9 protein-coding genes and 1 riboswitch are annotated in these 8,080 nt (G+C 70.8%); of the genes, 4 read left to right on the top strand and 5 right to left on the bottom strand.

Annotated elements, in window-relative coordinates:
• From BKN37_RS24305 to yhjD, 4 genes are all read left to right on the top strand, one after another.
• The coding region (locus tag BKN37_RS24305) for a PPW family C-terminal domain-containing PPE protein (RefSeq protein WP_479724564.1) at positions 1-415 on the top strand (415 nt) is incomplete at its 5' end.
• Between the two features lie 11 nt (positions 416-426).
• A complete protein-coding gene (locus tag BKN37_RS24300) occupies positions 427-1,275 on the top strand; it encodes an exodeoxyribonuclease III (protein WP_071029488.1) in 849 nt (282 codons plus the stop codon).
• Positions 1,272-2,297 carry a tryptophan--tRNA ligase gene (trpS, locus tag BKN37_RS24295; RefSeq protein WP_071029487.1) on the top strand — a complete coding sequence of 342 codons (1,026 nt, stop codon included), beginning with the start codon at positions 1,272-1,274 and terminating at the stop codon, positions 2,295-2,297. Before BKN37_RS24300 ends, trpS begins: the two co-directional genes overlap by 4 nt.
• Before the next feature lie 85 nt (positions 2,298-2,382).
• Positions 2,383-3,411 (top strand): inner membrane protein YhjD, encoded by a 1,029-nt coding sequence (yhjD, locus tag BKN37_RS24290; RefSeq protein WP_071029486.1) that lies wholly within the window; start codon positions 2,383-2,385, stop codon positions 3,409-3,411.
• An 11-nt stretch (positions 3,412-3,422) separates the two neighbouring features.
• On the opposite strand, the gene BKN37_RS24285 is transcribed toward yhjD, so the two are convergent.
• The 5 genes from BKN37_RS24285 to dacB1 form a co-directional block, all read right to left on the bottom strand.
• Complete coding sequence (locus tag BKN37_RS24285; RefSeq protein WP_083342018.1) at positions 3,423-3,788, bottom strand: GNAT family N-acetyltransferase; 366 nt, start codon at positions 3,786-3,788, stop codon at positions 3,423-3,425.
• 43 nt (positions 3,789-3,831) lie between these two features.
• Complete coding sequence (locus BKN37_RS24280; protein ID WP_071029485.1) at positions 3,832-4,146, bottom strand: DMT family transporter; 315 nt, start codon at positions 4,144-4,146, stop codon at positions 3,832-3,834.
• 12 nt (positions 4,147-4,158) lie between these two features.
• A riboswitch (guanidine-III (ykkC-III) riboswitch) is annotated at positions 4,159-4,222 on the bottom strand.
• A complete protein-coding gene (gene nagA, locus BKN37_RS24275) occupies positions 4,206-5,369 on the bottom strand; it encodes an N-acetylglucosamine-6-phosphate deacetylase (protein ID WP_071029484.1) in 1,164 nt (387 codons plus the stop codon). Its footprint overlaps the riboswitch before it by 17 nt.
• Positions 5,366-6,790: a sugar porter family MFS transporter gene (locus BKN37_RS24270; RefSeq protein WP_083342017.1), complete on the bottom strand. Its 1,425-nt coding sequence runs from the start codon at positions 6,788-6,790 to the stop codon at positions 5,366-5,368. Before BKN37_RS24270 ends, nagA begins: the two co-directional genes overlap by 4 nt.
• 84 nt (positions 6,791-6,874) lie before the next feature.
• A complete protein-coding gene (gene dacB1 / locus BKN37_RS24265) occupies positions 6,875-8,065 on the bottom strand; it encodes a D-alanyl-D-alanine carboxypeptidase DacB1 (protein WP_071029483.1) in 1,191 nt (396 codons plus the stop codon).
• Positions 8,066-8,080: the final 15 nt, after the last annotated feature.

Raw genomic sequence — 8,080 nt, 5'->3', positions numbered from 1 at the left:
GCCCACCCCGGCCGGGCCGCCGTTCTACTCCTACATGGTGGCCAACATGGGCATGGAGGCCCAGGCCAGCGCCAGCGCGCGGGCCCGGAAGAAGGCGCCGGAACCCGACACGGCGGCCACGGCGGCCGCCGCGGCCACCGACGAACCCGAGCAGCAGGGACGCCGTCGGCGCCGGCGCGCCAAGGCCGCCCTGCTGGGCCGCGGCCACGAGTACATGGACTTAGACCAGGAACTCGACGAGCCGCCGCGGGTGACCGCCTCCGCCGCCGGGGCGGGCCCGTTGGGCTTCACCGGCACCGCGGCCCGGGCGGCCGCCGCGGCGCCGGCGGGGTTGACCACGTTGGCCGGCGACGCGTTCGGCGGTGACGCGACGGAGCCGATGATGCCGCGAACCTGGGGCGACGGCGTTGGTTAAGGTCGTGCCCCGTGATCATCAGCACCATCAACGTCAACGGCATCCGCGCGGCGGTCAAGCAGCGGTCGGCGGACAACCTGGGCCTGCTGGCCTGGCTGGAGCAGACCCGCGCCGACATCGTCTGCCTGCAGGAGACCCGCGCCGACGATGACCAACTTGCGGCGGCGCTGGCCCCCGCGCTGGCCGACGGCTGGTCGGTGGCCTCGGCCGACGCCCATCGCAAGGGCCGTAACGGGGTCGCGGTGCTGAGCCGCCGACCGTTCACCGCGGTCCGGGTCGGGTTACCGACCGCCGACGAGTTCGCCGACCACGGCCGCTACCTGGAGGTCGATGTGGACGGCTGTCCAGACAAAACGGCCGGCGGCCTGACCATCGCCAGCGTCTATGTGCACACCGGCGAGGCCGACACCCCGCACCAGGCCGAGAAGGAGCGGTTCATGGCCGGGCTGGCCGCGCGGATGGCCGCGCTGTCCCGGCAACGCCGCGACGTGGTGGTGTGCGGCGACTGGAATATCGCGCACACCGAAAACGACATCAAGAACTGGAAGGGCAACGTCAAAAAGTCGGGATTCTTACCCAGCGAGCGGCAGTGGCTGAGCGACCTGCTGGCCGCCGGCTGGGTGGACGTGGTGCGTCACCTGCACCCCGACACGGCCGGGCCCTACTCCTGGTGGTCGTGGCGGGGCCGGGCGTTCGACAACGACGCCGGCTGGCGCATCGACTACCAGCTGGCCAACAAGCGGCTCGCCGCGCGGGTGCGGGCCGCGCGGGTGGAACGCGCCGACGCCTACGCGCTGCGCTGGTCGGACCACGCGCCGGTCACCGTCGAATACGGGCGTGACAAGATCGGACCATCATGAGTACGGCTACCGGATCGCGTCGCGTCGTCTTCTCCGGCGTGCAACCCACCTCGGGTTCGCTGCACCTCGGCAACGCGTTGGGGGCCATCACCCACTGGGCGGAACTGCAAGACGACTTCGACACCCTGTTCTGCGTCGTCGACATGCACGCCATCACCATTCCGGGTTGGGACCCCGAGGCGCTGCGGGCCAGCACCCTGGTCACCGCCGCGCAATACCTGGCGCTGGGCATCGATCCGGCGCGCAGCACCATCTTCGTGCAAAGCCACGTCCCCGCCCACGCCGAACTCGCTTGGGTGCTGGGCTGTTTCACCGGGTTCGGGCAGGCGTCGCGGATGACGCAGTTCAAAGACAAGTCGCATAAGCAGGGCACCGAATCCACCACGGTGGGCTTGTTCACCTACCCGGTGCTGATGGCCGCCGACGTGCTGCTGTACAACACCGACGTGGTGCCGGTCGGGGAGGACCAGCGCCAGCACCTGGAGTTGGCCCGCGATCTCGCGCAACGGTTCAACGCCCGCTTCCCGGACACCTTCGTGGTGCCCGAGCCGATGATCCCCAAGGCCACCGCCAAGATCTACGACTTGGCCGACCCGACCGCCAAGATGAGCAAATCGGCGGCCACCGACGCCGGGCTGATCAGCCTGCTCGACGATCCGGCGGTCAGCGCCAAAAAGATCCGCTCGGCCGTCACCGACAGCGAACGCGAGATCCGCTACGACGTCGACGCCAAACCCGGGGTGTCCAACCTGCTGACCATCCAGTCCGCGATCACCGGCACCGATGTCGACAAGCTGGTCGACGGCTACGCCGGGCGCGGCTACGGCGACCTGAAGAAGGACACCGCCGCCGCCGTCGCCGACTTCGTCGCCCCGGTCAAAGCCCGCGTGGACGAGTTGCTGGCCGACCCGGCCGAGCTGGAGCGGATCCTGGCCGCCGGTGCCGAGCGGGCCGCCGAGGTGGCGGCGAGAACCGTCGAGCGGGTCTATGACCGGGTCGGGTTTTTGCCGCCGCGCCGCTGAGTGGGCGGGCGTGCGCGCAGAATGCCCGCGGGTTGCGGCGTGTCGCCGGACCACCGGGCCCGCTCGCGGCGATTAGATAAGGGTCGTGACCGCCCCGGATAAGCCAGGCATCCTTGACCGGCTGCGGGCCCGGTACGGCTGGTTCGACCGGGTGATGCGGGCCCAGGAGCGCTACAACGACTGCAAGGGCAACTTCTTCGCCGCCGGACTCACCTACTTCACCATCTTTGCGCTGTTCCCGCTGCTGATGGTCGGGTTCGCGGTCACCGGGTTCCTGCTGTCCCGGCAGCCGGGCCTGCTTGCCGAAACCCAGAACCGGATCCGGGCCGCGGTCTCCGGCAACTTCGGGCAGCAGCTGATCGACCTGATGGATTCGGCGATCCAATCGCGTACCTCGGTGGGGATCATCGGTTTCGCGGTGGCGGCCTGGGCGGGGCTGAGCTGGATGGCGAATCTGCGGGAGGCGCTCAGCGAGATGTGGGAACAACGCATCGAGCCGGCCGGTTTCGTCCGCACCAAGCTGTCCGATCTGGCGGCGATGGTGTCGATGTTCGCGGCGATGATCCTCACCATCTTCTTGACCGTGCTCGCCGATCCCGCGGTGATGGCCCGGGTGTTGAGCTGGATGGGCATCCACGACCTGCCGCTGCTGGGGGCGCTGCTGCGGGCGGTGTCGTTGCTGATGTCGCTGCTGGTGTCGTGGCTGCTGTTCACCTGGGTGATCGCCCGGCTGCCGCGGGAGTCGATCAGCTTCGCCAGCTCGATCCGGGCGGGACTGATCGCCGCGGTCGGCTTCGAAGTGTTCAAGCAGGTGGCCTCCATCTATCTGCAGTCGGTGGTCAACAGCCCGGCCGGGGTGGCGTTCGGGCCGGTGCTGGGCCTGATGGTGTTCGCCTACATCACCGCCCGGCTGATCCTGTTCGCCACCGCGTGGGCGGCGACGTCCCCGGAAAACCTGCGCGTCGCCCCGGTCGAGCCACCCGAGCCGGCGTTGATCACCCCGCGGGTGCGGGCCGACGATGGGTTGAGCGCCCGCCAGGCGTTGGCCGCGACGGCGGTGGGAGTCGTTGGCGCACTAGGGTTTTCCCGGCTGCTGCGCCGACGCAAGGGTTAACCCGCGGCGGGTCAGCCCAGTTGCTGGCGCACCACGGCATGCGCCTGCGGGGTGATGGGATCGAGGATGTCGTCGTAGTCCTCGTGCTTGTCGACGTAGGCGGCGACAAACGGGCAGATCGCCACGATGCGTTTCCCCGCGGCGCGGGTGTCGTCCAGCGCCGCCGCCGTGAGCTGGCTGCCCAGGCCGCGGTCACCGAATTCGTCGCCGATTTCGGTGTGGTAGAAGATGCGTTGCGCACCGCTGTCCACGTAGGCGGCCAACCCGGCCCGTGTCCCGTCGACGCTGATTTCGTACTGCTTCGGGGTAGTGGTGACCGTCGGCTGGGTGATGTTGCCCCGTCGTTTGCGGTTGAAAATGTGCGTAGCCCCCTCCATGTCGGTGGTGCGGATGATAGTCGCTCCGCAGCCGCTCGACGGCTTAACCGACCACCTTGAGCCCGACGATGCAGCCGATCACCCCGGCGATCAGCAGCACCCGGGCCAGCGACGCGGGTTCGCTGCCGGTCGCCATCGCGTAGACGACGGTCAGCACCGCCCCGATGCCGACCCACACCGCGTAGCTGGTCCCGGTGGGTAACTCGCGCATCGCGACACCCAACCCGATCATCGAGCCGGCCAGGGCGACGCCGAACACCACCGAGGGAACCAGCCGGGAAAGGCCGTCGGATTTACCCAGTGCGGTCGCCCAAACGGCTTCCAGCACACCGGATGCCACCAGAATCAGCCATGCCATGACCCACCTCCGCATGCGCCGTCTTGTCGCTGGCCCGGTACGGTGCGCCTCGTCGGGTGTCAGGTGCTGACCGGATCGAGGGTAGCAAATGGCTGCCAATCGCCGTCGGCCATGACCCGGGCTACCCGCAGATCCTGGTCCAGCACAACAAGATTGGCGGCCGCGCCGGCCCGTAGGGCGCCGACGTCGTCGAGGCCGAGCGCCCGGGCCGGGGTGGTGGCGGTCAGCTGCACCGCGGCGGCCAGCGCCTCATCCGAGGCGCCGAGGTCGCCCACCACGGTGCGAAACACCCGATCCATGGTGGTGGTGCTGCCGGCGATCGTCGTCGTGCCGCGCACCCGGGCCACGCCGCCGACGACGTCGACGTCCAACCCGCCCAGGCGATACGCGCCGTCACCCGCGCCGGCCGCGGCGATCGCATCGGTGATCAGGGCGACCCGGTGCGGGCCGGCGGTGTCGATCACCCGGCGGACGACGGCCGGGTGCAGGTGTGCGCCGTCGGCGATGAGCTCAACGGTGACCCGCGGGTCCTCCAGCAGCGCCAGCGCCGGGCCCGGCTCGCGGTGATGCAGCGCCCGCATGGCGTTGAACAGGTGGGTGCCGACGGTGGCTCCGGCGCGGATCGCCTGCCGGGTCTGGGCGTAGTCGGCGTCGGTGTGGCCGACGGCGACGACCACACCGGCCGCGGTGAAACGCCGAATCGCCTCGGCGCTGCCGGGCAGTTCGGGTGCCAGCGTCACCATCCGGATCGCGCCGTCGCCCGCGGCCAGCAGCGCGTCGACCTCGGCCGGGTCGGGGGCGCGCAGCGCGTCGGCGTGGTGGGCGCCGCAGTGCGCCGCGCTCAGCCACGGCCCCTCCAGGTGGATGCCGGCGACCACCCTGCGGCGGGTGGCCTCGGCCAGCGCCGCGACCGCGTCGCGCAGCGCGCCCGGGGCGGCGGTGACCAGGCTGGCCAGCGTGCTGGTGGTGCCGCAGCTTCGGTGAAACGTTGCCGCGCGGGCGATCTCGGCGCCGTCGGCGGCGGCGTAGGAGGCCCCGCCGCCGCCGTGCACGTGCATGTCGACGAAGCCGGGGACGATGATGGCGTCGGGAAAGTCCAGATCGGCGGGCTGCGGCGGGTCGCCGGGTCCGCACCCGGCGATGCGGCCGCCGGAGATCTGCACCCAGCCGGGGCGACACACCCGCCCGGCGAGCACGACGGCGGCCGCCCCGAGCAGGGTCACACCGTCTCCGTGACCTCGTGGCGCGGCTCGAAGGCCAGCTCGGGCCAGCGGCCGCCGTTCTCCCAGAAGTGCCGGATGTCTTCGAGCTGGCGGCCTTTGGTCTCCGGGGCGTACCGGTAGACGAAGCCGAAGCTCAGCGTGGCCAGCACCCCGAACACGGCGAAGGTGGCCGCGCCGCCGAGCCGGGTGAGCATCGTCAGGAACACCCCGACGATGATCGCGTTGGCGACCAGGTTCGAGGTGAGCATCGCGCTGGAGCCCATCGACCGCAGCCGTGACGGCAGGCTTTCCCCGGCGTACACCCACACCAGCGAACCGAAGCCGAACGTGTACCCGACGGTGAACAGCAGCACCCCGACGAACTTGAACGTCGCGAGCGCGTCCCCGAACAGCGACCCGGCCGCGAACACCCCGATCAGGATGCCGTTGGCCGCGATCATCACGGTGATCCCCAGCAGCAGGATCGGCCGCCGACCGACCCGGTCGACCAGGATCAGCGACACGAACATCACGCCCAACGCCGCGACCTGGACCAGCGCCGGCAACACCAGCAACGCGAAGTTGCCGGTGAAGCCCATCTTCTCGAATAGCCGCGGACTGTAGTAGACGATGGCGTTGATCCCGGTGATCTGGATGAAGAAGCCGAGCAGCACCACAAAGATCGTGGCCCGCAGGTACGGGAGCTGCAGCATCTCCCGTAGCACCCCGACGTGCTCCTGTTCCTCTTCTTGCAGGGCGCGCGCGATCTCCGCCAGCTCGGTTTCAGCGTCGGATTTGGGTTCCACCCGCCGCAGCGTCTCCCGGGCGTCGGCGACCCGGCCCTTGAGCATGTACCAGCGGGCGCTGTCGGGCACCCGGGCCAGCAGCAGGATCACCAGCACGGCGGGGATCGCGGCCAGGCCCAGCATCAACCGCCAGTTGTGGGTGCCGGCCAGTGCGAACGCCACCAGGTAGCCGGCGATGATGCCGATCACCGAGGTGAACCCGTAGGCCACCAGTAGGGAGCCGCGCACCGCGGCCGGCACCGACTCGGCCACGAACACCGGAACGACGACCACCGACACCCCGATCGTCACCCCCAGCAGCAGCCGCGCCACCACCAGCATCGGCAGCGACACCGATAGCGCGCCCAGCACCGCGAACACCGCGTAGGCGGCGGCCACCGCGACCATGGACTTCTTGCGGCCGATCAGGTTGGCCAGCCAGCCGCCGCCGGCGGCCCCGCCGATGGCGCCGATCACCGCCGCGGTGGCCACCATCTCCTGCTCCACCGAGGACAGGTGGAAATCGTCTTCGATGAACAGCAGCGCGCCGGCGATGTTGGACAGGTCGTAGCCGTAGATGACGCCGACGCTGGCCGCTGCGATGCCCACCAGTAGTGCGAGCGGTGAGGAGCGTCGCAGTTCATCGAGTCGGCTCACTCTGACCCTTCCGTGGGGGATTAGTTTCCACAACCACGGTAGGGGATACCGGTTGTGCCACCCGCCAAGGGACGCGCGGTGCGCTTAGTGCTGGGGACGGCGGTTCAGCGAGCGGGCCACCATCATCAGCGCGAAGACGATGATCGCGCCGATGACGGCCACCCCCACCCGCACCGCCAGCGCGTCGGCGGGCGCCACCAGAGCCGCGGCCTGGCTGGCGGCGCGGTCCGCGGCGGGATCGGCGGCGGCTTTGGGGGCCAGCGCCGGGTCGGGTTCGATCAGCGTCCCCACCCGGGTGCCCGGGGAGGTGGCGAACCCGTAGTCCAGCAGGTGCGCGGCCTGCTGCCACGGCGGGATCGGCTGGCGGGTGCCGTGCAGCAGCACCGCCATCAGCCGGCGGCCATCGTGGTCGGCCGCGCCGACGAACGTCTGCCCGGCGTCGTCGGTGTAGCCGGTCTTGCCGCCCAGCGCGCCCGGATAGTGGTAGAGCAGCTGGTTGTCGTTTTCCAGCTGGTAGCCGGGGGCCTCGCCGTGCCCGGGGAAGTCGAAGGTGCGGGTCGCGACGATGTCGGCGAAGGTGGGGTTGCCCCAGGCGTAGCGGTAGAACAGCCCGATGTCGTAGGCCGAGGTGCTCATCCCGGGGCCGTCCAGGCCGGACGGGGTCGCCGCCCGGGTGTCGCTGCCGCCCAGCTTGGCGGCCAGCGTGTTGATCTTTTGCAGCGTCAGCGGCATCCCGCCCAGCTGGGTGGCCAACGCGTAGGCGGCGTCGTTGCCGGAGTGCATCAACAGGCCGTGCAGCAGCTGGTTGACGGTGTAGGTGCCGCCGACGTCGACCCCGACCTTGGTGCCTTCCACGTGGGCGTCCTCGGCGGTGCCGGGGACCGGCTTGTTCAGGTTGAGCTCGTTGATCGCCGCCATCGCGACCAGCACCTTGATCACGCTGGCCGGGCGGTGCCGCCCGTGCGGATCGCGCGCCGCGATCACCGCGCCGGTGTCGAGGTCGGACACCAGCCAGGCCTCGGCGGAGACGTCGCCGGGCACCGGGGGAGTGTCGGGGGCGGCGATGATGCCGCAGCCGCCCAGGGCGTCCCCGCCGACCGGGGTGGCGGGCACCGGCAGCGGCACCGGCGGGTTCCCGGCCCCCGGGACCTCCCCGGGGTCCACCTCCCGCGGGGGGGGGGCCCCGTTCCGGGCGGGGGTGGGGCCCGCCGCGGGGCGGGCGGTGGGTTTGTCTTCCGGGGGGGGGGTAGGGGGGGGCGTCTGCGGGGGAAACACCGCTGCCCCGCGGGG

It is taken from the genome of Mycobacterium talmoniae (assembly GCF_001854525.1).
GTDB lineage: Bacteria > Actinomycetota > Actinomycetes > Mycobacteriales > Mycobacteriaceae > Mycobacterium > Mycobacterium talmoniae.
The sequence above is the reverse complement of the archived record's forward strand: the minus strand, read 5'-3'. Positions and strand labels throughout refer to the sequence as shown.